The sequence below is a fragment of the Algoriphagus boseongensis genome (assembly GCF_004362805.1).
GTDB lineage: Bacteria > Bacteroidota > Bacteroidia > Cytophagales > Cyclobacteriaceae > Algoriphagus > Algoriphagus boseongensis.
Genome location: NZ_SNYF01000005.1, coordinates 1,292,924 through 1,317,864 on the forward strand (window position 1 = coordinate 1,292,924; position 24,941 = coordinate 1,317,864).

Here is a 24,941-nt window from a genome sequence, read left to right on the forward strand (position 1 = left end):
AGGGAATACAGAGATAGTGGAATAATACTTTAAGCCAAAATTAATCAGGTATACTATTTAAATCAAAGTAAACTTTCTAGTCCAAAAATGGGTTTTCAATTCATCTATGAAAAAGAAAGAATCCAAAAATTACGAGGTACAAAAGTCTGAACAGGAATGGGAAGAAATTCTTGATCCCACTTCCTATCATGTCTTGAGAGAAAAAGGGACCGAAAGACCTTTTACAGGACAATATTACCTCAATAAGGATACTGGAATTTACGAATGCAAAGGGTGCGGAAATGAAATCTTCCACTCCTCCAAAAAGTATGATAGCGGTTGTGGATGGCCAAGTTTCACAGAACCCATCAGACCTGAGGCCATAGATGTACAGATGGACTACAGCCATTTCATGATCCGGGAAGAGATTCTTTGTGGAAAATGTGGAGGGCATTTAGGACATAGATTTCCTGACGGACCCAAAGATCAAGGCGGAATCCGTTATTGCATCAATTCCGTGAGCATGGGATTCAAAAAAGAGGAATAGCCTAAAATTTCTCCTCTATCCCCAAACCAAAAAGCGCAAAGTCATATTTCACAGGATCTACTGGATCCAATTCTCTTAGCTTTTCGGTCAATTCCAAAGCTGTCAGCCAATCCGTTTGTTTTCGGGTAATTAGTCCCAATTTTCTTCCTACCCGGTCTACATGCAGATCGCAGGGGCAAATGAGTTGCGAGGGACTGATCCGATTCCAAATCCCAAAATCCACCCCATTTTCGTCAGACCTCACCATCCATCTCAAAAACATATTGATCCGCTTGCAGGCGGCTTTTCTGGCTGGTGTGGCAATGTGTTTTTTGGTTCTTGATGGCGCATCTGGCAGACTAAAAAACTTTTCATGGAATTTTGTCAAGATGGATTCCATAGCATTTACATCCCCTGTTTGCCCGATTAGAAAAGCTTCTTCCAGACTTTGATGATTCCTGTAAAACCAAGAAAGAAAATGGATGAAATAAAGGGTATCGGTAGAATTGAATGTTCTGTGTTTGAATTCTAGAAATCGAATCAAGTCTTTTTCCTGATGATTCACCAAAAAATCATGTGGAGCATTCTCCATCAATTCAAACAATTCAAGGCACTTATTGATGATGGTTATTCTTTGGCCCCAAGCTAAAATGGCAGCAAAAAAGCCCGAAATCTCAATGTCTTCCTTTTTCGAAAAACGATGAGGAATACTGATAGGATCATTGGGGATAAATCCCGGTTGATTGTACTGATTGACTTTAAAATCCAGAAACTCCTTCAAATCCTCCATCGGATCAAAGCGCCACTTTTACTTCTCCTCCTTGAGTTCCATCAAACCATTTGAAGGAAAGTTCATTTTCCACTTTTTCGGATACATGCCAATCAAAAGATCGAATCTGAGTCAAGGAGCGAAGAGAATCTTCATCGGGGTTGTACAAACAAATGTCGAAATCAGGCATTTCCTTAGATTCCAGGGTATTCCATTTTTCCAAAATCAACCCTTCTTCGATGACTCTGATTTTCTTTCCAAATACAAAGTCACCCAAAACAGAAGGAACACCATCTTTTCTTCTCAAAGCAAAACCAGAGGGGCCAAACATGATTTGTTTGACCAACTTGGCTTCAAGAAGTTCATTGGAAAAAGGAAGTACCTCCCATTCGCTTTCTTTAAGGATTACTTTTTTTCCTTCAGGCTTTAGACGGGTAAGGAGTTGGGAAATTTTCGAAAAGAGAAAGGTCAACCCGATAAAAATCAATCCAAAACTCGCCAAGATTGGATAAGAAATTATAAAAATCGCATTCCAGATAAATCTGAAAAGGTAGTGGAAGAAGAGCTGGACTTTATTCATGAGGAAATTTCTCTGGACAAAGGTACCCTTAGAGATTAAGAATGGCAAAAAATTAACCCAGACCTTGATTTTAATCATCAAATCTGAAAAGTCGGGACAAAAAAATAGCCCTTGTCACCAAGGGCTAAGAATTAGATTTTTCATTTTTAATACAAAACCTCCACAGGGAATCTTGCATTTACGGCACGAAGCTGATCATAAGCAGCCTGGGAAAGTTTGATCACCAATTTGGAATTATCCCCGGTCTCAGGCAGGGTACCTACTACCCTTGCAAATATCGTCATGTCATTTTCCTCATTTTTTACTCGGATGATGCTGCCAACCGGAGCCGATCTATGAAGAACCAAGTACTTTTTATGTCCTCCTGTTCCTTCGATTACTTCTGCCTGTCCGTTTTCTTTGATGTTTTTAAATCCACCGGAGGTGTTTTCAATGGTTGGCTCCACGTTCATTTCTGCAGTAGAAGCCGCAACTTTTGGCTCTCCGATTACCGGTACTGTGGACGGACCTTCTGGAGCCCGTCCAACTTTGATTACTTGACCTGATCTTAAATTATTGGAGCTTAAGGCATTCCATTTGATCAGGTCTTCGACGCTAGAGTTGTATTGGTTAGAAATGGAGAAAAGGGTTTCGCCTTGTTTGACGGTATGAGAAATCCACTCTCCAGGAACTATTGGAGCGGATTTGGTCACCGGTTTTTCTTGTACTGTTTCTTTTACTGGAGTTGGTCTTGGTTTTTCAGGCTCAGGTTTAGGTTCAGGTTTCTTCTCCTCTTTTTTTACTTCTGGTGTAGTTTTGGGCTTTTCTTGAGGAGTGGAAGAAACTGTGGAAACTGATGCTACAGTCACTGGAGCGGCCACAGTTTGAGTTGGTTCAGGAGCAGTTTCTTTGACCACCAAAGTCTGTCCCACACTCAAATCATTACCCATGAGCTTATTCCATTGCTTCAGGGAATCTACTGTTACTCCATATTTTTTAGAAATAGAGAAAAGAGTTTCTCCGGGGGAAACCTTATGAATTGAACCTCCTTCTGGAGCTTGAGCAGAAGTGACGTAAGGAATCCGGATCGTCTGCCCAGTTTTCAGGCCTTGCTTTAAGCTTTCATTCGCACTTTGAATTTCCCCTACAGATGCGCTGTATCGTCTGGAGATTGAAAAAAGAGTTTCTCCCTGAGTGACCTGGTGAAGGATAAAAGTTTTGTTTCCTACTTTTTCCACTCCGATGGAATCTCCCAAAATCAACTCTTCCGCCTTCGCCAAATTCCCATTGAATAAACTGATAAACAGGAAGAAACAACAAACTGAACAAAATGAGGTAATTCGATTATTCATAGGCTTAGAAAATTTTAAACTCAAGCAAATCTTTTTGCAATCTCTCAAAGGCAAGAATTATGCTAAAATTTTCAGGGGCATATAAAACCAGAACCTAGCTTTCGCAAATAGGAAATCCCAACTGAAATTAGCGATTTGACTCCCTCCTGCTTATCTTTTCGATGAATTACGACATTATGAGAGTTATCAAACCCCTGATTTTACTTTTGCTTTTTCTCAATTCCTTTCCTGTTTTTTCTCAGGAAAAAGTAGAAAAGGTATTCACTTTTAAGATTGACAAAGACATCGATCCTGCCATGAACCGTAGGGTAAAAATGGCTTTGGATGAAGCAAAACAGGCTGAGGCAGACTTGATCATCATCGAGATGGATACCTATGGGGGAATTGTCACGGATGCAGATGAAATCCGTACAGCCCTCTTGGAATCAGAAATTCCAGTTTATGTTTTCATCAATAAAGACGCCGCTTCAGCAGGCGCATTGATTTCAATTGCCTGTGACAGCATTTATATGGCTCCAGGAGCCAGCATTGGAGCAGCCACGGTTGTAAATGGAACAGATGGAGCCGCTGCGCCTGACAAGTATCAATCCTATATGCGGTCCATGATGCGAAGTACAGCTGAAGCCAAAGGTCGAGATCCCAAAATCGCAGAGGCCATGGTGGATGAAAAAATTGAAATCGAAGGAGTAACCGAGGCTGGTTCCGTCATTACTTTTTCTGTTTCGGAGGCCATTAAATTTGGTTTTTGTGATGGAGAATTTGACTCCATTGAATCGATTTTGGAAGCTAAAGGCTTCGAAGAAGCTGAGGTATTGGCTTACCAAGAAGGAATGATTGAAAACATTATCTCCTTTTTCCTAAGTCCAGCGATAAGCGGAGTTTTGATCCTAATCATCATCGGAGGAATCTATTTTGAGCTTCAAACTCCCGGAGTTGGATTTCCTCTTTTAGCTGCAATCATTGCAACCCTGCTCTATTTCATACCTTATTATCTAAATGGATTAGCCGAAAACTGGGAAATCATCGTCTTCGGAGCAGGGATAATTCTGCTTGCCTTGGAGCTATTTGTCATTCCGGGATTTGGGATATTCGGGGTTTTGGGGATTGTATGCATCTTGGCCGGATTGGTTTTGGGAATGCTTCCCAATCAGGATTTCAACTTTGATTTCGTTCCTGCTTCCCAACTTTTTGCTGCCCTGCTTACGGTAATTTTGGCCGCCTTAGCATCAGTTGGATTAGTTTTCTGGTTGACACCAAAAGTAAACCAATGGGGAGCTTTTCGAGCGGTAACTTTAGCGACCACTCAAAATCGATCAGAAGGCTATACGTCGAGTTTTTATTCGGATGATCTTCTAGGAAAAACAGGAAAGGTTCATTCCAGACTCAGACCAAGCGGTAAAATCGAAATTGACGGAGAAATCTACGATGCGTATTCCCGTGGGGAATTTCTAGACCAAGGAGAAGAAATTGTGGTGATTTCCACAGAAGGGACATCTCTGAAAGTGAAAAAATGGGAAGGCTGAATTCTTGTTTTTGATAAGTTTGCAGCATGAACCCATTTCAGTCCGTCTATGAGCTGATTGGTGAGGAGAAAATTCAGCAACTCACCTTCCACTTTTATCAAGAAGTGGAAAAGAACGAGGCCTTGAGAAAACTCTACCCCGAAAAAGACCTCAAACCAGCGGAAAGAAGGCTTTTTTTGTTCCTGCTTCAGGTTTTTGGCGGACCTCAGACTTATTCAGAAGAACGGGGCCATCCTAGACTTAGACTCAGACATATGCAATGGGCGATCGATCCGGATCTTCGAGATCATTGGCTTAATTCCATGTTTTCTGCTTTGGATAATTTGAATCTAGATCCCAATGTAAAGGAATTGATGATGGGCTATTTCATCAAAGTGGCTAACCATATGATCAATCAGGAATAAGATGAGAAAGAAAATCTACACCTCTTATTCTGGAGTTTTATTCGCCTTGAGTTTTCTGGTGATTTTTCCCTTTTTTCTAGTCTGCATTTGGGTGCCTGGCTGGAAAAAATTTGGCAGAAAAATCAACCGATATTGGGCCAAAACCTATTTCAACCTGATTTTTTTACCTGTTAAAATGGATATCCGAGCCAAATTGGAAAAAGGCAAACCCTATATTTTTCTTGCCAATCACTTTAGCTATTTGGATGTAGCTATGATGGGATTTGTTCCTGGAGACGTGCTTTTCGTCGGTAAAGCTTCCATCAGAAAGGCTCCACTTTTTGGCTACTATTTCAAAAAACTGCACATAGCCGTAGACAGAGATCGGGTAAAAAGCAGAGCTGAAACCGTTCGGCGGGCTGGAGAAGCTCTGGAAAACGGAAGTGGGATTGTTCTTTTCCCCGAAGGAGGTATCTACACCAAAAACCCTCCGTTCATGGTTCCTTTTAAATTAGGGGCTTTTCGATTGGCTATTGAGAAACAAATCCCAATAATTCCGGTCACCTTGTCCTATAATTATCTAATTTTACCCGACGATGGGAAATTACTTCTCCATCGTAAAGCGGCCAAAATGGTCATTCATGAGCCGATATTCCCAAAAGATTTTGGTTCGGAAGAGGAGCTGAGTAATCAGTGTTTTGAAGTAATTCAAAATCAACTTCTTCTGGATAACGGCTTAAAAGAAAATACTTTTCAAAAAACTGTCGAACAGTGAAAATCGATAAAGAATCAATTAAAAAAATTGCGCATTTGGCAAGGCTGGAATTTGACGAAAATTCCGCTGAGAAAATGTCAAAAGACATGTCCAAAATTCTCGATTGGGTGGAGCAGCTCAATGAAGTGGATACCTCCAATGTGGAACCCTTAACGACCATGTCTTCCGAGGTAAATGACATGCGAGAAGACAAAGTTGGAACGCATATGAGCCATGATGAAGCGCTTAAAAACGCTCCAAAGAGAGATTCTGACTATTTCAGAGTGCCAAAGGTATTGGAATAATAATGAGTCAAAAATCTGTTTTTACCAGTTCTTTAGGATTTGGAATAGCCCTCTTGCTCTTAGTGACGGGAGGGCTTTTTGCCGCCTATTCTTTTTGGCTTCACCCAAATTCCTACCCCAGCTTCACCACCGCTACTTTTTTGGATACAGTAGCAGTGCCATTTACTGAAGTCTCTTTGGGGAATCTTTCTATCCCAATTGAATTGGACAATTTCATTGTTTTTCAGGAATTCAAAGCAATCGCGCCTGCCTTTACCATTCTCGAATCCTACCTATTTGGGATCGCTTTTTTCTTGGTTGCTGTCACTGCGCTGACTTCATTTTCCTATTTCCAGAAATTCCCATTTCTAGGCACTGGACTAGGATGGATTGTTTTACTGACTCTTTCCAATGTAAATGGATTAAACATCGGAGGCCCAAGTTCCAATTACCCTTTACTGATTTTGATTTCGGGATCTCTTATTCCTGTGATCTATTTTCATGTTTGGAAAACTCAGGCACGCTTTTTTGTGAGATGGCTTAGCATTCTATTGCCCTTTTTGGGCTCCATTTTGGCCTTAATCAAATTAAGCCCGGTAGAAAATCCAGGGCTTTATCTGGCAGAACAAGCAATTGTCCCCGCCTTGGGTTTTGCCTTGGCCTGGATATTTTGGCAAGGACATGCCATTCTATCCGGTATTTATGTGCTTCTCGCCAAAGCAAACCAAAACCTAAGCACCAAAATCTCGATTCAGATCACCATTTTAGGAGTGATTTATTTCCTATTGTTGATTGGATTGCTTTTGGATTTAAAAGGCGAAGTCAATATCCCCTTTCCGATCTTTTCCCCTCTCTTCCTGGTCATCCCGATAGGAGTTTTAGGCTGGTTTTCTACCAATCAAAAGATTCTTCAAGAGCCCAATTTAGCTGCTAGCCCTTCAAAAATCCGGCTTCTCTATATTCTGGGATTCGCTGTTTTGCTTTGGCTTTTAGGCAAAATTCAAATCTCAGCAAATCAGCCAGCCAAAGAAATGGTCAAACACCTTTTGGTTTATTCTCAAATGGCGTTTTCCTTATTTTTCTTCATCTACTTAATAAGTAATTTTTTGAATGTGATGAATACTGGTAAAGCTGTTCATCGGATTCTTTTTAAGCCTTATTCTCTACCCTATTATCACTTGAGAATCGGAGGAATAATCGGAACCTTGGTGATTACTATCTATTTGGAGGCCATTATTGCTGCGCAATTTAACTCACTCACTACCAATACGCTAGGCGACTACTATTACCAAACTGGTAAAAAGCTAGAAGCGAGTATTCTATATGAAAACAGTTGGGATCAATACCGCTACAATCCCAAGGCAAAGTTCCTGACTGCACAACTTCTTTTCGAACTTAATCAACCTACTCTAGCCAAGGAGCATTTAGAGCAAAGCTTCTCTGAGGCTCCACAAGTGGACAATATCCTTTTGCTTTGTGATCGATTAAACAGGGAGAATAAACCCTTTGAGGTGATTTATTACCTAGAAAGGGGTCTTAAGTTTTTCCCTGAAAACCCCTACCTAAGTAATAATCTCGCACTCTTCTACACCTTGACTCAGAAGTTTGACGAGGCAAAATCAATCCTGGAAAGTAAGGCTAGCTCAGATCCTGTTGCAGGTTCAAATTGGATTGCGCTTCAATCCAAACTTGGTTTGGAAGTGAATCTTTCAGAATCTGAAAGTGATTTCATTTCACAAATCAACCAATTGGCGGCCATTCGAAAAAGCGGTAAAACCCCTGAATCAAGCCTTACCGAATCCTTAAAAGCTCAAGTAAACAAGGCCACTTCTCCCATGCTGATTAATGCGGCTTGGAGAAACCTGATCACTGAAAGGAATAATGAAGATCCTACTCAGGATTTAAAGAATTTGGATTCTTTGGCTAGGATGCCCGAAATGTTGGATTACACCATGCAGCTTCAGGAATCTGCATCCTTAAGAAGTCTGGGTGCCGGCCGAGTGATGGAAGCAGTGAAGAACCTAAATGGTTTGGCCTTTAGAAATCCAGGAGATGCCGCCTATTACCTTCAGCTTACTGCTAAAATTCAAGCACAAAACCTTGATTTTGAAAAAGCTGGAAAGGATTTGATTGTGGCTGAGCAGAAGGGATTCCAAGCTTTTAATCCAAGTTTGCTTTCTATTCTGGAATTGGGAGGATTTGAAGAAGATGCAAATCGAATCAAAGACAAATTCAACATAGCAAGAATTCCAATCTCAGTTTCTGATTCTCTGATTTTAAAAGATTTCAACAAACTTCTTCCAGAAAAAGCATTTGAGAATTGGAAATCCATTGCTTCTGAACCTATAAAACCCGAATTGGCTTTTCAACTTTTGGCCCAAAAAGCTCATGGATTGACGCGTTCCCAGCTTCAGGAAATTGGGGCAATTCTAAAAGGTAAGACAGATCGGGATATCGAGCTTCAAGAATTTCTTTCCAATCCGGATTGGGCCAATAAGGAATCCTTGTTGGCATTCACAAAATTCCTAGGGGTAAGTGAGGAATTGACTGCAAATCCGTATTTCACCCCTTTGGTTCTGAGTGCAGCTGATCGGGTCAGCGATCCACTTGGCCAATATGAAACCATCAACGCAGCGAGTGATTTCAACCGAGACCCTTTGCTTTGGATCAGAAAAGTTCAGGCAGCCAAGCGGATTGGATTGGACAATTATGCCGCTGCAGCCATCCAAGAAATGAGCACTTGGATGACTTGGGATGAAATTGAAAAACTCCAAATGGAGAACTATTAGGAGATTTCCTCGTATTTTTCCACATTAGACTTTCGAAAAACTAAACCACTAACCTAGCCTCCTCTTTCTATGAGCAGAGTAATTGAAACCCACGAAATCAACAAAACCTACAAAATGGGCTCTGAAATTATCCAAGCCCTGAAATCAGTAAGTATCAATGTGGACCGTGGAGAATATGTAGCTTTTATGGGACCTTCAGGTTCCGGAAAATCAACCCTGATGAATATCATCGGATGTTTGGACTCCCCTACCTCAGGAACTTATATCCTTGCAGGAAAAGACGTCAGCGATATGAGTGAAAATGAGTTGGCTGAAATCAGAAACAAGGAAATCGGATTCGTATTCCAGACTTTCAACCTTTTACCCAGAGCAACTTGCCTGGAAAATGTCGCCTTACCTCTAGTTTATGCTGGATACAGCAGAGCAGAGCGAGAGGAAATGGCTTTTAAGGCTTTGGAAAACGTCGGTCTTGGTGATCGAACTAAGCACAGACCTAATGAACTTTCCGGTGGTCAAAGACAAAGAGTGGCCATTGCCAGAGCTTTGGTAAATGACCCAAGTATCATCCTTGCGGATGAACCTACTGGTAACTTGGATTCCAAAACTTCTCACGATATCATGGAGCTTTTTCATGAACTGCATTCCAAAGGCAATACCATCATCATGGTAACTCACGAAGACGACATTGCACATTATGCACATAGAATCGTCAGACTCCGGGATGGTTTGGTGGAGACAGACAAATTAAATCCGAATCCAACCCGCGGAGTAGCTGCTCACGTTTGATTTTATCCCCTTTTTATCAAAATAGATTCTTATTTTTGCTTGAGATTGACTCGAGGAAGAAATGAAAATCTATACTAAAACCGGAGATCAGGGAATCACTTCACTTTTGGGAGGTACCCGTGTTCCTAAATCAGACTTAAGAATTGATGCTTACGGAACGATCGACGAGTTAAATTCCTACATGGGACTCTTGAGAGATCAGGAGGTAAATGAAAAAAGAGCAGATTTTCTGAAGGAAATTCAGGATCGCCTATTCACAATTGGAGCAGAATTAGCTACAGTTCCGGGTAAAGACAAAGTCAAAAAGCCAGACCTTCATACGGAAGATGTAGAAGTTTTAGAACAGGAAATGGACATCATGGATGCACAATTACCCGCATTGCAGGCATTTATTCTTCCTGGTGGACATCAGTCAGTGTCTTTCGCTCATTTAGCCAGAACAGTCTGCAGAAGAGCAGAAAGGATCGTGGTTGAACTTGCTTCTTATGAACCTGTGAACGATTTAATCATCCAATATTTAAATAGACTTTCCGATTACCTTTTTGTCTTGGGTCGAAAAATGGCTCAAGAACTCAATGTGGAAGAGGTCACCTGGAAGCCAAGACTTTAATCCCGCTCAATATCCTAAAATAATTCCCTTTACCGGCTACAGTGCCTCAGATACCAAGAAAATGAAAACTTCATTAGCTATTCCGGTTAAAAAGATCGCAAAATCAAAGCTCCCGGAAATCAATTTTTCAAATTTAGCCTTTGGCAAAGTGATTTCTGATCACATGTTTGTTGCCGATTACGTCAATGGGGAATGGACCGATTTACGTATCGAACCTTATGCCTCTCTCCAGCTTGATCCTGCAAACGCGGCACTTCATTATGGACAATCCATTTTTGAAGGAATGAAAGCCTACAAAAATGAAAAGGGTGAAATTTTGATTTTCAGAGGGGATGCCAATGCCAGAAGAATGAATGAATCAGCTGCCAGAATGTGCATGCCTGAAATTCCTGAAGAGATCTTTATGGAAGGACTCCTTCAATTGGTGGATTTGGATAGAAATTGGGTTCCTACCGGAAAAGGTTCAAGCTTATACATCCGTCCATTCATGTTTGCTATGGACAACTACATTGGGGTAAAACCATCTGATACTTACAAATTCATCATTTTCACCTGCCCAGTTGGTGCCTATTACAGTAAGCCAGTCAATGTGAAAGTTGAAACCAAGTGGACAAGAGCAACGGAAGGAGGAACAGGAGCTGCAAAAACTGCAGGTAATTATGCCGCTTCTCTTTATCCTGCCTTGCAGGCGCAAAAGGCGGGATACGATCAATTACTTTGGACAGACGGAAAGTCTCACAGTAAAATCGAAGAAAGCGGGACCATGAATGTGATGTTTGACATCAACGGAACCTTGGTTACTGCACCTACTCATACTGGAACTATCCTTAAAGGGATCACCCGAGATTCAGTTTTACAATTGGCAAAAGATTGGGGAAAGCCAGTTGAAGAAAGATTTTTGACCGTCTCTGAACTGGTTGAGGCCATTGAAAATGGAACTTTGAAAGAAGCTTTTGGTACTGGAACTGCAGCTACAATCGCCCATATTGCTAAAATCAATATTGAAGGAAAAGACTACACCATGCCTTCAAAAGGCCCAGAAGCTTTCTCCCACAAGGTCTTGGCAGAATTGGATGGCATCAAATACGGAGAAATTGAAGATCCTCACCATTGGATCGTAAAAATTTAATTGAATAAGCGGGAAGGAAACTTCCCGTTTTTCTTTTATTTAGGCTATGGCAAAAACGATTCAAGCACTTTGCTTTCTATTTTTTCTCACCTCAACCATTTCCTTGGCTCAATCCAAGGACTTTTTATTGCTTAAAAGAGGAGGAAATCAGAAAACCCAAATCCGCTATTATGTCGGGGAAGACCTGACTTATAAAAGCAAAAAGCTTGACTATTTTGTGACAGATAGAATTGTCGAATTCGACAAAGACTTCATCTATTTGACTGAAAATATTCTAAGCCCCGATGACCTTGTGGAAATTGATATCCGGAACAAAGATCCCAGAAATCGCACTCTGAGGAATTTGTCGTCTTTATTTTTGGGCTCAGGGATATTACTGATCGGAGTAGAAACAATCAACAGTATTTACCAAGACGAAAAATTTCAAATAGATGGAGGCGTAGCCACAGTTTCGGGCATTTTAGTCGGCACTGGATTGGCTATGCTTCCGCTTCGATACAAGACATTCAAACAGGGGAATGGAAACCGTGCGCAAATCATTCTGATGCGCTTGGATTAATTGAGGAAAGCTGGTAAAAGCGCATTTTTTTTCGGACTTTTGCAACCTAAATTTTCAACTAGACAGATGACTTCAGAACAACTGAAAGACTTGAAAGCCCGTACTTCGGCTTTGAGGAGGTATCTTTGACTACGATCGGAAGAAATTAGAAATCCAAGATCTAGAGGCCGTTTCGGCCCAGCCAGACTTCTGGAATAACCCAGAAGAGGCAGAAAAAACCATGAAGCAAATCCAAGCTCGAAAGACTTGGACCAGTGATTTTGAAAACCTGGATAAAATTATTCAGGACCTTGAGGTATTGTACGACTTCTACAGCATAGAAGAAGTGACCGAAGAGGAAATCAAGGCTGAATACCTGAAGGCAAAAAATACCGTGGAAGCATTGGAATTAAAGAAAATGCTTTCCGCAGAGGAAGATCAACTCAATGCGGTTTTGGAAATCAATCCAGGTGCAGGTGGTACAGAAAGTAACGACTGGGCCTCAATCCTCATGCGTATGTATATCATGTGGGGAGAAAAAAACGGCTACAAAGTAAGAGAAGTAGACGTTCAGCCTGGGGAAGTTGCGGGTATCAAATCAGCTACTTTGGAGTTTGAAGGACCTTTGGCCTACGGTTTCTTGAAATCCGAAACAGGAGTTCACCGCTTGGTAAGAATTTCACCCTTTGACTCAGGAGGAAGAAGACATACGTCCTTTGCTTCGGTATATGCATACCCGGAAGTGGACGACTCGATTGAGATCGAAATCAATCCGGCCGATGTGGAACTGCATACTTCCCGTTCAGGAGGTGCCGGAGGTCAGAACGTAAACAAGGTGGAAACCAAAGTTCAGCTGACCCACAAGCCAACCGGTATCGTGGTGGTTTGTCAGGTTGAGCGTTCTCAGCTAGCCAACCGGGAGAAAGCCATGCAGATGCTAAAATCCCGACTCTATCAGATGGAGTTGGAAAAAAGAAATGCGGAAATCGCCAAAATTGAATCCTCGAAACTTCGGGTAGATTTCGGTTCTCAGATCCGAAACTATGTCCTTCATCCCTACAAGTTGGTGAAAGACAACCGAACCGGTTATGAGACTTCAGACGCTCAAAGTGTATTGGACGGAGGTTTGAATGAATTCATGAAAGCCTTCCTTCTGGCCCAAAGCGAAGAAGAAGCCAATAAGGATCAAAATTAACTCAGAGGCCGGATGAAATTCCGGCCTTTTGTATTGAACTTTACCTATTCCATGCGCCTGCTCCCCTCCTTTTTTACGTTGGACTTTTTTCTGCTTTGCATGAGCAGCTTCCTTTTTTTCTCCAGCTTTAACATGATCATCCCAGAGCTTCCAGCTTATCTGAGTTCTTTGGGTGGAGAAGATTACAAGGGGCTGATCATAGCCTTATTTACGCTTTCTGCGGGATTATCCAGACCCTTTAGCGGAAAATTGGCGGACAAGATTGGGCGTATCCCAGTGATGATGGTTGGAGCTGCAGTTTGTTTTGTAGTCGGTCTCCTCTACCCCATCCTAAGTTTTGTTTCAGGATTCCTGTTTTTGCGATTTGCTCATGGGTTTTCGGCTGGATTCACTCCTACTGGCGCATCGGCGTATGTAGCTGACATTGTCCCTTTTCAGAAACGTGGAGAAGCCATGGGAATTCAATCCCTTTTTGGATCCTTAGGAATGGCCGCAGGCCCGGCAATTGGAGGATGGATAGCCAGCTTTTGGCCTATCGAAACCTTATTCTACTGCGCTGCCTTTACAGCTATTTTCTCGATTTTAATTCTAATGAGGCTTAAAGAAACCCTTACAGAAAAGGAACCCTTGAGTTTACAAATGTTTCGCTTGAAGAAAGATGAAATCATAGAAAAACGTGTTCTTCTTCCCTCAATTATCCTATTTCTATCTGTGTTTTCTTTTGGAGTGGTACTTACCATTATCCCAGATTTCTCCAGCCATCTTGGGATAAAAAACAAAGGGCTATTCTTTGCTGTATTTACTCTTTCCTCTTTGGGAATCCGTTTGATTGCAGGGAGAACATCCGATAAATATGGTCGGGTGGTCGTGCTGCGAGCAGCGGTAGTTACCATGATATTAGCTATGGTTTCGGTTGCTTTTGCAGAAAGTAAAGCAGTGCTCCTTGCTTCAGGGGTTTTGTTTGGCTCGGCTGTAGGAATGTACAGTCCTACCACAACTGCCTGGGTGGTAGACCTCTCCCTGGATAAATTCCGAGGGAGAGCCTTAGCCACAATGTATATTTTTCTGGAAAGCGGAATCGGGGTTGGAGCCCTAGTTTCAGGATGGCTTTATGCAAATAATCCAGAAAACTTCCGCTTGGTATTCTTATCCAGCGGAGGAGTAGCTTTTTTAGCCTTCTTGATTCTCTTTTTCATCAAGAGAGATCATAAAAACCACTTGCTTTCTTAATAACCCAAGTAATTGCTTACTCTAGGAATTGCCAAAATGGATTTTTGACGTCCATTGTAGTAAGTCACTTTTTTCCCATCAAAAAACGCCCCTTCTTCCAGCATGATGCGAACTTCCTTGTTCCATTCTTTCACAAAAACCACGGCGTTGAGCTCGATAGCATAGCCTGTATTTGCATGAAGAGGAAAATCCCCAGCTCCAGGAGTATCACCCTGATTGTCCCACATTCCAATGGTCGGGCCAGCTGAATGCCCATAAAAACCTAAAGGATGCGTATAGATACTTCCTTTGATTCCCTCCTTTTCCATCTGGATTCGTGAAGCCCGGAGGATTTCATTACCTGTTTTCCCCTCTAAATAATTGGAAGTCAAAATATCCTGAAGCCTATTTCCGACAGCAAAAGCATCTTGCAAATACTTTGGCACTTCAGTTTCTCCGGCTTTAAGCACGTAGGCCATCTCCTGGGTATCTGTATTCAGTCTGAGATAAGTAATCCCAAAATCAATATGTAATAAGTCCCCTGGAAGAATAACCTGATTATCCGGCCTTACAGCAAATGATCTGTTTGCCTCATTGGAGTTTGGATCAGGACGCTGGATATCTACGGAAGGGTGAAACCAGGTATCCAATTTCAATTCCTTAATTCTCTCCCTGTAAAACCAAACCACATCATCCGTAGTGGTCACTCCCGGGGTAATTACCATATTCGAAAGGCCTTCCTGTACAATATGATGAGCAATCTCTTGGATATGCTTATAAGTTGCCATTTCGGAAGCGGTTCTTGTTTCCAGCCATCTCACCGCTAAAGTTTGAGCAGAAACAACCTTCGAGGCCTGATTTGCTGGGAGTTTTCGCATGAATTCCTCGTAATCAAAATGAGTCAATCCATCAGCATGTCCATAATCTTTGGCGAAATTCAAGCCGATTTTCTTGGGATTTTTATCCTGGATGATCTTCACCAAAGCCTCCCATTGGTCAGGTTGTTCTTCAGGATTCCAGGCTCTTTTAAAGGATTTACCCACATCATATCTTGCAACGGCATAGGTTTCTACTGGCTGGTTAGGAGCAGGCTGATACATGACCAAAATGGTTCTCCTTCTTGCAGCATGCCAGGTTGCAGGCAAAAGGGTTCGTATCACTGGATCTTCATTGTATTCCCTTGACATCACAATCCACATGTCAATCCCAGTCTCAGTCATCAAACTCGGTAAAAGTCCTTGAATCCTCTCCTCTAGCCAGGAATCAATGACCGCAGCCTGCTCCCTTTGGGACAAAACAGCCGGATGTTGTGAAAAAACAGGAAAAGTGGCCAAGAATAGACCAAGCAATACAAAGAGTCGTTTCATGTGCTAATAAACTTTAAAGTATCCCTTGCATTTTGGGATAAATCTTGATTTTGATTTCAAGATAAATCATTAGCCAGAAATAGAAAGCAAGAATTACGAAACCGGAGAAAGTTTATCTGTTTGGGCGATATTTTGAAGCCTCTTTTTACTCAAGGAATGGAATCTATAGAAAAGTAATACCGCTGTAATGCTCAATCCAATTAACAATCCATACCAGATTCCTTTTTCGGCATAACCAAATTCAAAAGCCAAAAGATAACCCAAGGGAAGCCCCAAAACCCAATACGCCAAAAGCGTCACGATGGTAGGTACTTTCACATCCTCCATTCCCCTTAAAACTCCAAGTGCAACCACCTGAACTCCATCTGAAATCTGGAACAATCCAGCAATAATCAGCAAAGAGGCCGAAAGGGAAATTACTTCAGGATCATCGATATAAAGGGTCGGGAGGAAAAATCTAAAACTGAAAAAGAGAACCCCACAGAGAAACATAAACCCAATCACCAAGCCAAAAACGACCATCCCGGCTTCTCGCATCGCCTTGATGTTTCCTTTTCCAATTTGATTACTCACTCGGATCATACCTGCGGTGGCAAGCCCTGTGGCAAGCATGTAACTGATCGATGCTAAATTCAAGGCTATTTGATGCCCTGCCAAGGCATTTACCCCGATCCATCCCATCATAATCGCCGCAGTCCCAAAGGCTGAAACCTCAAAAATAAACTGGAAGCCTGTAGGTATTCCGATTTTCAAAATCCTTGAGATCATCATCAGACTTGCATTGGGATTCTTGAGCTTGAAATGGTATTTCTTATATCTCTGTGAACTCAAGACATACCCTCCCATCAAGACCATCATCAAAATTCTGGAGATTAAAGTAGCCAATCCGGCTCCATTAAGGCCCATTTCCGGAAATCCTAATTTTCCCCAAATCAAAACCCAGTTTAAAAACACGTTGACCAAATTGGCAAATACAGTGATATACATGGCCTGCTTGGTCTGAGAAAGTCCTTCCGCCAATTGCTTGAACGTCTGGAAAACCATCATCGGTAAAAGCGAGGCCGTGATAATAAAGAGATAAGGAACAGCTAGAATTACCACTTCCTCTGGTTGGTTCAAAAAGTGTAATCCTTGGGAAAGTCCAAAAATCACTCCAATCAAAAGCAAACTTGTCACCAAATTGATCCATAGTCCATGTCCAAAAAGTCTAGAGATACGCTTATTCTTACCTTTTCCATCTGCTATTGACACCAAAGGAGTGATGCCCATGGAAATCCCAATTCCAAACATCATGATCACAAAAAATATACTGTTTGCAAGAGAAGCTGCTGCCAAGGGCACGGCACCAAGCCTTCCAACCATCATGCTATCTGCTACGCCAACTGCTACCTGACCTAATTGGCTAAGCATAACAGGATAGGCTAAAAGTAAAGTGGTCTTAAAATGATCTTTTATTGTCATGCTAAAAGCCAAAAATTCTTGCTGCCTTTAGAATCCCAGCAACACTAATTGAATCAGTTATCTCCCCATTCATTACCATTTCCAAGGCTTCTGAAAAGTGAAGTTTTTTGATTTGTAAGATTTCGGTTTCCTCGAATTCGGTTTCTCCTTGTTTGAGATCTTGTGCCAAATACACATAGCCCACCTCGTCCGTTACCGAGTTTGATGTATGAATTTTAAGAATTTCGGTCCATTTCTGGGCGGTCAGACCAGTTTCTTCCTTAAGCTCCCGCTTGGCAGACTCCAGCATATCCAGCTCAATTGGCCCTCCACCCATAGGGATTTCCCAAGAGTACTCATCCAAAGTATAGCGAAACTGCCCTATCAACCAAGTGTAACCTTCCTCATCGATTGGGATAATCGCCATGGCCCGATTCTTAAAATGAACCTTACCATAAATCCCATCTTTCCCAGCTGGATTAATAATGTCGTGATTCTCCACAGTAATCCATGGATTTTCATAAATCTTTTGAATGGCTTTAGTTTTCCAGGGATTCTCAGTCATACAAGCTTCAAAAAAAAAGGGTGACAATTGCCACCCTTAGATTTGACTAATTTTATTCTTAGGCAGGAATAGGCAACACTTTAGAGTCCTTAAAGGTAGACAGAATTACCATTGACTGCATGGAATCCACTTCCTTGATTTCAGAAACTTTCTCCAACATCAATTTTTGATAAGCGGTAATGTCCTTAGCGATGATTTTCAAAATAAAGTCACCGGTACCTGTGATGTGGTGACATTCGATCACCTCAGGAATACCGTTGATTTCTTTCATGAAAGCATCAATATTGCCTTTGTTGTGTCCGATCAAGCTTACCAAAACAAAAGTACTTACACCCAATCCGATTTTTTCAGGATCAAGCTTTGCATGGTAGCTCTTGATGATTCCAGACTGTTCAAGCTTTTTCACTCGCTCCAAAGTAGGCGCAGGAGATAATCCTATGTCCTTGGACAATTGAGCATTGGTGATTTTGGCATTCGCCTGAAGGATTTCCAGAATCCTTCTGTCTATTTTATCAAATTTGATTCTTACGCTATTGTCCATGATATTTCGCTTTTACAAAATTTTCTGCTGCGCAAAATTAATATAATTAAGGAAAGTTTTAAATCGAATTAACTCTTTTTGATAAACGGAAATCAAAATTTTCTTAAGTATTACCTGCTTTTCGAAGAAGATTCCCCTATAAACAGTTGAATACCAAGAAAAAATTCAAATTATCTCCTGAGTTTGTCTTTGACTAACGGAAGAAATCCGCTTAAAGTTTATTCTTTTTGATAAAATCTCTGGCTTCTTTATGAGCGGGGTGTTTTCGCTTCGCATATTTTTTTACCCGATCAAAGTATTTCCTAGCCTGAGCTTTGTTTTTGGCTTCGGTTTCTATTTTGCCTAATTGAATCAGAGAATGCAAATAATAACCACTTTCCTGAGACTCTGATTCCTCCCCATATGCTACAGTTTTTAGGTAATATTTTTTAGCCTCAGCCTTATTCCCTACCCGATAATTATATTCTGCGATATAGAACGCGGCATATCTACCGCTGTTGGATTCATATCCGGTCTGCTTTGCATCTATCCTATCCAAAATCTCCTGTGATTGCCGGACTGATTCAGTCCATCTACCCACTGTATACAAATGCCTGGCATAGGAACGATGGAAATATGGATTATTAGGAAATTTCCCATGGAGATACTCAGAAATCCTCAAAGCATCGTATGGCCTATTTTCCATAGAGGCATACAGTCTAAACAGGAAATATTGCGCCTCCACCCGAGTATAGAAGGCATTGGAAGCTACAGTCTCCAATTGTTGCAATCCCAATTGCTTATTTCCCTTCGGAAACAAAGCCATTACAGGTCTTAAAAGCGGATATTCCTCAGGAATCCAAACTGAAAAATAATTAAACAAGGCATCTCCAAGCAGAAGTTCTGGGTTGAATTCCTCCTCTCCTCGGCTCAATTCCATGTATTTCAAAGCATTCTTTCCCGCAAAAGTCGCCTTGGTCCAACTCTTTCTTTCGCTATATAATCTTCCCTGAAATCCATACCCAGCAGCTAAAAAGAAAGCTGCTTCTTTATTTTTTGGATTCTCATCAAAAATCCTTTCGGCTTTTTCATTCGCTCTATCTAAATACTGCAGAAAGATATTGTCATATCTGGTATTGGTCACATCCACTTCTATCCTCCACCAATAGCCTAAAGCCATCAAAAAATCCGGTAATGGATGCTCCGGATATTGATACATGATCACCGCAAAATCTCGCTCTGCAGTTGGGAAATCGAAGTTATACATGCTGTTGATGGCCTTGGTAATTCTATACTGAAGACCCTTGTCCAGCAATAAATATTCAGAATTGGAAGGAGGCAACACAACAGGGCTACTGGCCTGAGCAATTCCCAAAAAAGGAATTAGCATCCAAAACGCAAGAATTAACCCGACACCACACCTTTTTTTCATTGTTTACTTTCTATTAACACCGCAAAACTAAAGCGAATTGTAAACAATCGCTTAGATTTACCTCAATTAAGAATTTTCCTATGGCGAAATTCGCTTCACCTCAAGCACAACGTTTAAGCGAACTGATTGATTTCGATAAAAGAATCTTTTTTTTCGTTCTGGTTCTGATTTTCCTTTTGATCAGGTACTTCACAGATATTTTGATTCTGGAATCCATCCCAGAGTTTGAACGATTGGATGCCCAAGGGGATTTGATGTTTTTCCATATTTTCAATACCCTTAATTATCTCTGGACTCCATTCGCTCTACTTTGGAAGTTCACTGTGATTGCTTTTTTGTTTTGGTCAATAGGCTTGATGGTGGGCTATAAAGCTGATTTTAAGGAGTTATGGAAGTTCGCATTGGTAGCGGAAGTTGTCTTCATTTTTCCAGAATTGCTGAGGCTTTTGGTTTATATGAACCCTTCAGGAAATGTCACCTACCTGGAAATTCAAAACTTCGAACCGCTCTCTGCCTTATGGATTGTAGGACCGGACTCAGTCGATGAAAAGTACCATTATCCCCTTTCTGTATTGAATATTTTCGAAATCATCTATGGAATCGTATGGGTTTATGGATTCCACATGATCAGCAGAAGAAGTTTTCAGGAAAGTACAATAGTGGTTCTAATCGCTTATTTTCTGCCTCTTTTCATTTGGCTGGCCTTCTTTATCGGCGCTTATCGCTAGGATTTAGGATTCTTTTTTTGAATCTCTTCGGCATCTTTCGGAGCAATATTTGACCTCATCCCAATTCTTCTCCCATTTCTTCCTCCAGGTGAATGGTCTTTGGCAAACTGGACAAAGCTTGGTAGGTAAATTCTCTTTTTTCATATCAACTCATCCGGTTGGGTAAGGTATGTTTTTTCAATATTCTACTGGCATCTTTCACTACGTCTGGATCTTTTTGAGCCCCCCAGATTTTATCTCTCGCGATGGATGCGGCCTTTTCTAGATTGACCAATGGATGCGGGTAGTCTTTGCCCAACTCAACTCCATATTCCTGCTGCTCCAAAGGACTTAAATCCCAAGGAGTATGAATAAAAGTTGAGGGAATTGACGAAAGCTCAGGAACCCACTTTTTTATAAAGGATCCTTCAGGATCATGATCCTGAGACTGCTTGACAGGATTATAGATTCTGATGGTATTGATTCCGGTCATTCCTGCCTGCATTTGCAATTGCGGATAATGGATCCCCGGCTCAAAATCTAAAAACTGACGGGCAAGAAAATCCGCTCCTAACTTCCAGTTTTGTCCCAGAGTATGGGTCAAAAAAGAAACGACCATGGCCCTCATTCTAAAATTCAGGTAACCGGTTTCTCTCAAGCATCTCATACAGGCATCGACCAAAGCAAAACCAGTTCTGCCCTCCTCCCAGGCCTGAATCCAATCTGGCCTGTCTTCGAAAGGAAACTTGACAAATCCCCTATTGATCGGTTCAAACTCCATTCTGGACTCCATTTCAAACTTTTGGATAAAATGGCAATGCCAGCGAAGTCGGGATTGAAAATTGGTAAAATTCCTTTTTTGAAATCCTTCCTTGACCCTAATTTGTGACCTTTGGTAAACCTCTCTTAGCGATAAACATCCCCAAGCCAAATAAGGAGAAAGTCTGCTGCAGCTTTTTCTACTAAATTCTGGTTTACTGATATTTCTACTGTAATCTTTCACCCTTTCTTGAAGAAAAGACTGAAGGTATTTTTGCCCCTTGCTTTCTCCTCCCGGCTGCATCAAAGGGTTTGGAGTCATCCATTCCTGAGGAATATGAAAATTCGAAATTTTATCCTTCAAAACTTCCCATTGGGTATTTTCAAGTTTAGGGTTTTTAAGCGGAGTATTCATAAACCCATACCACTCTTGAGTCCAATTAGATCGGTTTTTCCTCCCTCTTTTTACCCCATGTTGCTGATATTCTTTCCAGGCGATATTTCTTTCCTCAAAAAACTTCTGGATTCTTAAATCCCGCTGATAAGTAAGCTGAATCCCAGTTTCCAAATGGGAATAAACTGTTTCTATTTCATATTGAGCAAGCAATTGGGTAAAAACCTCCTCCACTTCCCCATGCAGAAAGGCAATTTCAGCTCCCTTTTTCTTCAATTCGATCTGTATATCCTGCAAACTCTCCCAAATAAACCTCCAATGTCTAGTATCGTATTGGGGGGCTGAAATAAGCGAGGGCTCAAAAATATAGACCAAAAGAACTGTCAAACCGCTTTGAATAGCTTCAGCCAAGGGCTCATGATCCCTTAAGCGGAGATCTCGCTTCAACCAAACCACAGAAATTTTCTTCACAAGAAAAAAACCATTCTACCTCTTCAAGGTTTTGATTTGAATGAAGAAAAAAATTATCCTGAGCGAAGCCGATATCGACCGAATCATTGAAATGGCTTGGGAAGATCGGACACCTTTTGATGCCATCCTGAGTCAATTTGGAATCTCTGAAAGTGAAACCATTGAGCTCATGAGAAAAAACATGAAGCGGAGTTCTTTCAAAATGTGGAGAGCTCGGGTGCAGGGACGCGCTACCAAGCATCTCAAAAAAAGTCCAATGGACGAATTTGCTTTCAAATCCAGAATGCAAAAGCCCATTGCCCTGAATAAAATCTCAAAAAGAAAATAAGGTTAGTTGAATTGATATGAAAAAAGCCGGATTCTTAAGAACCCGGCATTTTTATTAACCCAAACCTATTTAAATAACTTATACTGTTTCAAATGGCCATCTCATGATGCCACCTGCTAAATTTTTTAGATTTTCGAATCCCAAATCAGCCATAATCTCACAAGCTTGACCGCTTCGGTTTCCACTTCGACAATAAACCAAATAGGTTTTGTCTTTTGGGAGATTCTTTACTTGATTGACAAAGTTTGCCGACATGATGTCGATATTTCTTGCCCCTCTGATTTTGCCTCCGGCGAATTCTCCTGGAGTTCTAACGTCCAGAATTACTGTGTCTTTCTGAAGACTTAGGTCGTGAAATGGACCAGCTGGAATGTCTTCGTAGTTTTTTGGTTTTGTGCTAAAGAAGTTGAACATGGTTGTTTCGTATTTTGATTACAAATTTACCATGCAAGTTGTTTTCAGGTCAGTAATAAAAGTCACCTGAGCTTGTTAGCCTTGAACTGGCCTAAATCTTTTCTTAACCTCTAACACGATCAATCTGATCAAAAATACCCAAGGCAAACCATGCATGGCGAAATCACCCCAATCGACCAACTTCATTCCGACAGCCCCACCGGCAATCCAACGTAATTTCCCCCAGATATGCGGTTCAGGAAGGAATGGTGCTAGTCCTAGCGTGGCACAGAAAATAAGTACCGTGCCCCAATTGTTAATGGGATTTAAGCTTTTTGCTTGCTTCTGTTCCATGGATAGGTGATTTGTTGCCAAAAGGTTTTCGGGAATTCCTCCACATGGTCAAACCCTAAAGGCTCATTTTCATTTTCATTTGGGATATAGGCAGTGCCAAAAATGTAATCCCAAAGACTGAGCGATATCCCATAATTCACACCATTGCTTCCTTCCGGAAGGTGTTTGGCATGATGCCAAAGATGCATGACAGGATTGTTCAAAATGTATTTCAAAGGGCCATAGGTAATCTTGACATTTGCATGATTCAAATGACCTATAATGATGGTCACGATATGAAGGACAAAGAAATCATCCAGTCCAAAACCTATCATAGCCAATGGAATATACTGTACTGATTTATAGACTATTGTCTCCATCCAGTGATATCTCAAATGAGCGGCAAAACCCATCTGCTCCACCGAATGGTGTACTTTATGAAATTCCCATAACCAAGGACTTTTATGCAACCATCGATGAACATTCCATTGGATAAAATCCGCAACTACAAACATCAATAGAAATTGAGCCCATGCAGGCCAGGTTCCTACCTGAATTGCTACCAGGTTTTGAATTCCGAAAAGAGCAAGAAAATCATTGAAGGCTTCGACTGCTACATTAGAAACTGAATTGTACACAATCAGGGAGAATAAGAAGAAGTTGAAGAACATGTAAAACCCGTCCAACCAGAAATCCTCTCTAATCGCAGCTTGATTTTTTCTCCAGGGGAAAAGCAATTCTATTCCCCAAACGACCACCGAAATGCCAACCAACCACCAAAAGTAATTGTGCCAGGAAGGATAGAAAATTTCAGAAGTCAGGTAATTCCAATACCCGTAATAGCCATCAATAAAGATCTTAAAATACTCTTTTAGCATGGATTAGAGTTTCATTAATTCTTTTCCGATAATATAAACACCCATTATCAAGACAAACCATCCGAATCCTTTCTTGAGTACTTTTTCATTGATTTTCTTAGAAAGAGCACTTCCAATAAAGATCCCAACAATGGAAAGTCCGGTAAAGACTAACAACATGTTCCAGTCAATAGTTTGGGTAGATAAGTCACCCAAAAATCCAATCAAGGATTTTGCTGCAATTATCAAGAGGGAAGTTCCTACAGCCATCTTCATAGGAAGTCTGGCCAAAAGAACCAAAGCAGGAATAATCAAAAATCCTCCTCCTGCTCCCACAATTCCTGTAATTACGCCAACAATTGAGCCTTCCACCGCAATCAAAGGAAAGTTGAATTTCACTTTCTCATCCTCGTCAGAAGCTTCTTCCTTTTTGCTTTTAATCATGGAATAGGAAGCTGCCAACATGATTAGAGCGAAAAACACCATAATACCGATGTTCTTGGTAATGGCAGTTTCACCCAGTGAAAAAAGAGGATCTGGTAAAGCTGGAACCAAGTATTTTCTGGTAAGAAATACTGCGATAAAAGAAGGTATGGCAAAGACTACTGCTGTTTTGTAATCAACCAAACCTTTTTTCATGTAAGTACCTGCTCCCACTAATGAGGTACTACCCACCACAAAGAGTGAATAGGCCGTCGCCAAAACCGGGTCAACATCCAAAATGTACACTAAGACAGGAACGGTAAGGATAGATCCTCCTCCCCCAATCAATCCTAAACTTACGCCAATCAATATTGCTGCTGCAAATCCAATAAGGACAATTACATCCATTTTATTTCTTGTTTAATTCCTGTCACAAAAGTAGATCACGCCCTAAGTGGAAAGCGGTGACAAATGTTACATGTCCAGAAATCGCAGTATTTAAAGGATAAGATGAATTTATTTTTTGGATAAAATTAGGCTTATCAGCTAAAAAACTTGGGATAAGAA

At 41.1% G+C, this 24,941-nt stretch carries 28 protein-coding genes; 14 read left to right on the plus strand and 14 right to left on the minus strand.

The features are described 5' to 3' along the window. Nucleotides 1-106 precede the first annotated feature (106 nt). Entirely contained in the window at nt 107-526 is a 420-nt protein-coding gene (gene msrB, locus DFQ04_RS05555) for a peptide-methionine (R)-S-oxide reductase MsrB (RefSeq protein WP_133553494.1), read from the plus strand. Nucleotide 527: 1 nt separating this feature from the next. Here msrB and DFQ04_RS05560 read toward each other — a convergent pair whose 3' ends face one another. From DFQ04_RS05560 to DFQ04_RS05570, 3 genes are all read right to left on the minus strand, one after another. Then, the gene (locus tag DFQ04_RS05560; protein ID WP_133553496.1) at nt 528-1,295 is read right to left on the minus strand and encodes a TIGR02757 family protein; all 768 of its coding nucleotides are present in this window, start codon (nt 1,293-1,295) and stop codon (nt 528-530) included. Between the two features lie 4 nt (nt 1,296-1,299). Then, a complete protein-coding gene (locus DFQ04_RS05565; protein ID WP_133553498.1) occupies nt 1,300-1,854 on the minus strand; it encodes a hypothetical protein in 555 nt (184 codons plus the stop codon). Nucleotides 1,855-2,000: 146 nt separating this feature from the next. Then, nucleotides 2,001-3,185 (minus strand): LysM peptidoglycan-binding domain-containing protein, encoded by a 1,185-nt coding sequence (locus DFQ04_RS05570; protein WP_133553500.1) that lies wholly within the window; start codon nt 3,183-3,185, stop codon nt 2,001-2,003. 176 nt (nt 3,186-3,361) lie between these two features. Here DFQ04_RS05570 and DFQ04_RS05575 point away from each other — a divergent pair, with 176 nt between their 5' ends. From DFQ04_RS05575 to DFQ04_RS05625, 11 genes are all read left to right on the plus strand, one after another. Further along, nucleotides 3,362-4,708 (plus strand): NfeD family protein, encoded by a 1,347-nt coding sequence (locus tag DFQ04_RS05575; protein WP_133554368.1) that lies wholly within the window; start codon nt 3,362-3,364, stop codon nt 4,706-4,708. Nucleotides 4,709-4,734: 26 nt separating this feature from the next. Beyond that, entirely contained in the window at nt 4,735-5,112 is a 378-nt protein-coding gene (locus tag DFQ04_RS05580) for a globin domain-containing protein (RefSeq protein ID WP_133553502.1), read from the plus strand. A gap of 1 nt (nt 5,113) precedes the next feature. Further along, complete coding sequence (locus tag DFQ04_RS05585; protein ID WP_133553504.1) at nt 5,114-5,866, plus strand: lysophospholipid acyltransferase family protein; 753 nt, start codon at nt 5,114-5,116, stop codon at nt 5,864-5,866. Continuing rightward, entirely contained in the window at nt 5,863-6,150 is a 288-nt protein-coding gene (gene gatC / locus DFQ04_RS05590; protein ID WP_133553506.1) for an Asp-tRNA(Asn)/Glu-tRNA(Gln) amidotransferase subunit GatC, read from the plus strand. The genes DFQ04_RS05585 and gatC overlap by 4 nt, the downstream gene beginning before the upstream one ends. 2 nt (nt 6,151-6,152) lie before the next feature. After that, the gene (locus DFQ04_RS05595) at nt 6,153-8,918 is read left to right on the plus strand and encodes a tetratricopeptide repeat protein (protein WP_133553508.1); all 2,766 of its coding nucleotides are present in this window, start codon (nt 6,153-6,155) and stop codon (nt 8,916-8,918) included. A gap of 69 nt (nt 8,919-8,987) precedes the next feature. Beyond that, nucleotides 8,988-9,704 (plus strand): ABC transporter ATP-binding protein, encoded by a 717-nt coding sequence (locus DFQ04_RS05600; RefSeq protein ID WP_133553510.1) that lies wholly within the window; start codon nt 8,988-8,990, stop codon nt 9,702-9,704. A 61-nt stretch (nt 9,705-9,765) separates the two neighbouring features. Then, the gene (locus DFQ04_RS05605) at nt 9,766-10,314 is read left to right on the plus strand and encodes a cob(I)yrinic acid a,c-diamide adenosyltransferase (protein ID WP_133553512.1); all 549 of its coding nucleotides are present in this window, start codon (nt 9,766-9,768) and stop codon (nt 10,312-10,314) included. 61 nt (nt 10,315-10,375) lie between these two features. Next, the gene (locus tag DFQ04_RS05610) at nt 10,376-11,443 is read left to right on the plus strand and encodes a branched-chain amino acid aminotransferase (RefSeq protein ID WP_133553514.1); all 1,068 of its coding nucleotides are present in this window, start codon (nt 10,376-10,378) and stop codon (nt 11,441-11,443) included. Nucleotides 11,444-11,489: 46 nt separating this feature from the next. After that, nucleotides 11,490-12,002 (plus strand): hypothetical protein, encoded by a 513-nt coding sequence (locus tag DFQ04_RS05615; protein WP_133553516.1) that lies wholly within the window; start codon nt 11,490-11,492, stop codon nt 12,000-12,002. A gap of 66 nt (nt 12,003-12,068) precedes the next feature. Continuing rightward, nucleotides 12,069-13,176 (plus strand): peptide chain release factor 2 gene (gene prfB / locus DFQ04_RS05620; RefSeq protein ID WP_133553518.1). Its coding sequence is split into 2 segments (ribosomal slippage): nt 12,069-12,128 and nt 12,130-13,176, totalling 1,107 coding nucleotides; the frame shifts between segments, so codons are not numbered across the junction. Nucleotides 13,177-13,188: 12 nt separating this feature from the next. Next, nucleotides 13,189-14,406 carry an MFS transporter gene (locus DFQ04_RS05625; protein WP_243739635.1) on the plus strand — a complete coding sequence of 406 codons (1,218 nt, stop codon included), beginning with the start codon at nt 13,189-13,191 and terminating at the stop codon, nt 14,404-14,406. Here the strand turns inward: DFQ04_RS05625 and DFQ04_RS05630 are convergent. The 5 genes from DFQ04_RS05630 to DFQ04_RS05650 all read right to left on the minus strand — a co-directional run bounded on the left by DFQ04_RS05630 (nt 14,403) and on the right by DFQ04_RS05650 (nt 19,709). Then, nucleotides 14,403-15,752, minus strand: a complete 1,350-nt coding sequence (locus DFQ04_RS05630) for a M24 family metallopeptidase (protein WP_133553520.1) — start codon at nt 15,750-15,752, stop codon at nt 14,403-14,405. The two genes, DFQ04_RS05625 and DFQ04_RS05630, sit on opposite strands and share 4 nt — an antisense overlap. 93 nt (nt 15,753-15,845) lie before the next feature. Continuing rightward, on the minus strand, nt 15,846-17,213 hold the full coding sequence (locus DFQ04_RS05635; RefSeq protein WP_133553522.1) for an MATE family efflux transporter: 1,368 nt from the start codon (nt 17,211-17,213) through the stop codon (nt 15,846-15,848). Between the two features lies 1 nt (nt 17,214). Continuing rightward, on the minus strand, nt 17,215-17,757 hold the full coding sequence (locus tag DFQ04_RS05640; RefSeq protein WP_133553524.1) for an NUDIX domain-containing protein: 543 nt from the start codon (nt 17,755-17,757) through the stop codon (nt 17,215-17,217). A gap of 58 nt (nt 17,758-17,815) precedes the next feature. Next, on the minus strand, nt 17,816-18,298 hold the full coding sequence (locus DFQ04_RS05645; protein ID WP_133553526.1) for an Lrp/AsnC family transcriptional regulator: 483 nt from the start codon (nt 18,296-18,298) through the stop codon (nt 17,816-17,818). Between the two features lie 211 nt (nt 18,299-18,509). Next, on the minus strand, nt 18,510-19,709 hold the full coding sequence (locus tag DFQ04_RS05650; protein ID WP_133553528.1) for a tetratricopeptide repeat protein: 1,200 nt from the start codon (nt 19,707-19,709) through the stop codon (nt 18,510-18,512). Between the two features lie 80 nt (nt 19,710-19,789). Between DFQ04_RS05650 and DFQ04_RS05655 the strand changes: the two genes are divergently transcribed. Further along, on the plus strand, nt 19,790-20,437 hold the full coding sequence (locus DFQ04_RS05655; protein WP_133553530.1) for a sulfate ABC transporter permease: 648 nt from the start codon (nt 19,790-19,792) through the stop codon (nt 20,435-20,437). A 3-nt stretch (nt 20,438-20,440) separates the two neighbouring features. Here DFQ04_RS05655 and DFQ04_RS05660 read toward each other — a convergent pair whose 3' ends face one another. Beyond that, nucleotides 20,441-20,581: a DUF2256 domain-containing protein gene (locus tag DFQ04_RS05660; protein ID WP_133553532.1), complete on the minus strand. Its 141-nt coding sequence runs from the start codon at nt 20,579-20,581 to the stop codon at nt 20,441-20,443. A 1-nt stretch (nt 20,582) separates the two neighbouring features. Continuing rightward, entirely contained in the window at nt 20,583-22,040 is a 1,458-nt protein-coding gene (locus tag DFQ04_RS05665; RefSeq protein WP_133553534.1) for an FAD-binding domain-containing protein, read from the minus strand. A 40-nt stretch (nt 22,041-22,080) separates the two neighbouring features. On the opposite strand from DFQ04_RS05665, the gene DFQ04_RS05670 reads away from it, so the two are divergent. Further along, complete coding sequence (locus tag DFQ04_RS05670) at nt 22,081-22,368, plus strand: TIGR03643 family protein (RefSeq protein WP_133553536.1); 288 nt, start codon at nt 22,081-22,083, stop codon at nt 22,366-22,368. Between the two features lie 78 nt (nt 22,369-22,446). Here DFQ04_RS05670 and DFQ04_RS05675 read toward each other — a convergent pair whose 3' ends face one another. The 4 genes from DFQ04_RS05675 to DFQ04_RS05690 form a co-directional block, all read right to left on the minus strand. After that, on the minus strand, nt 22,447-22,782 hold the full coding sequence (locus tag DFQ04_RS05675) for a rhodanese-like domain-containing protein (protein ID WP_133553538.1): 336 nt from the start codon (nt 22,780-22,782) through the stop codon (nt 22,447-22,449). Between the two features lie 75 nt (nt 22,783-22,857). Further along, on the minus strand, nt 22,858-23,115 hold the full coding sequence (locus tag DFQ04_RS05680; protein ID WP_133553540.1) for a hypothetical protein: 258 nt from the start codon (nt 23,113-23,115) through the stop codon (nt 22,858-22,860). Beyond that, entirely contained in the window at nt 23,088-23,972 is an 885-nt protein-coding gene (locus tag DFQ04_RS05685) for a sterol desaturase family protein (protein WP_133553542.1), read from the minus strand. Before DFQ04_RS05685 ends, DFQ04_RS05680 begins: the two co-directional genes overlap by 28 nt. A 3-nt stretch (nt 23,973-23,975) precedes the next feature. Then, nucleotides 23,976-24,782 carry a sulfite exporter TauE/SafE family protein gene (locus DFQ04_RS05690; protein ID WP_133553544.1) on the minus strand — a complete coding sequence of 269 codons (807 nt, stop codon included), beginning with the start codon at nt 24,780-24,782 and terminating at the stop codon, nt 23,976-23,978. Nucleotides 24,783-24,941: the final 159 nt, after the last annotated feature.